Source organism: Corallococcus praedator, from assembly GCF_003612125.1.
In the GTDB taxonomy this organism is placed as follows: Bacteria; Myxococcota; Myxococcia; order Myxococcales; family Myxococcaceae; genus Corallococcus; species Corallococcus praedator.
In genome coordinates this window covers 1-424 of sequence record NZ_RAWI01001159.1, presented here as the reverse complement: position 1 = coordinate 424, position 424 = coordinate 1, and the positions used below count along the sequence as shown (strand labels likewise).

1 protein-coding gene is annotated in these 424 nt (G+C 77.1%); it reads left to right on the top strand.

Annotation, left to right across the window (positions count from 1 at the left end; translation table 11 throughout):
* Positions 1 to 187 precede the first annotated feature (187 nt).
* Positions 188 to 421, top strand: a complete 234-nt coding sequence (locus D7Y13_RS46505) for a hypothetical protein (protein WP_158626241.1) — start codon at positions 188 to 190, stop codon at positions 419 to 421.
* Positions 422 to 424 lie beyond the last annotated feature (3 nt).

The window sequence follows — 424 nt, the reverse complement described above, 5'->3', positions numbered from 1 at the left end:
AGGTACCAGGGCGTCCAGGCCCGGTGCCGCAGCACCCAGCGCAGCGAGGCGAGGGTGAGGAACCGCGCCTGCTCGGGGTCGCGCCGGGTGCCGCGGCCCCACCGGTCGCGCAGCGGGGAGCCCCACATGCTCGTCATGTCCCGATGATGCCGTGCGTCGCGCGCGGGGCGTCCGGGTACCCGGCGCCATGGACAGCGACCGAGCAGTGCAGCAGGGCACCGAGGAGGACCGGGTCGTGTCCCGGAGGGTGGACAACCCGACGCAGGCCGGGCCGGGCGACGAGGCCGCCTACGCCGCGGCCGACCCCGCGGGCCCGGGGAACGACATCGACGCCGACAGCGGCGGCAGCGGCGGGGAGTCCGAGCGCGCCGCCCGCGATCTCGCCGCTGACGACGAGAGCGAGCCCACCCGCTCGGAGTAGCGC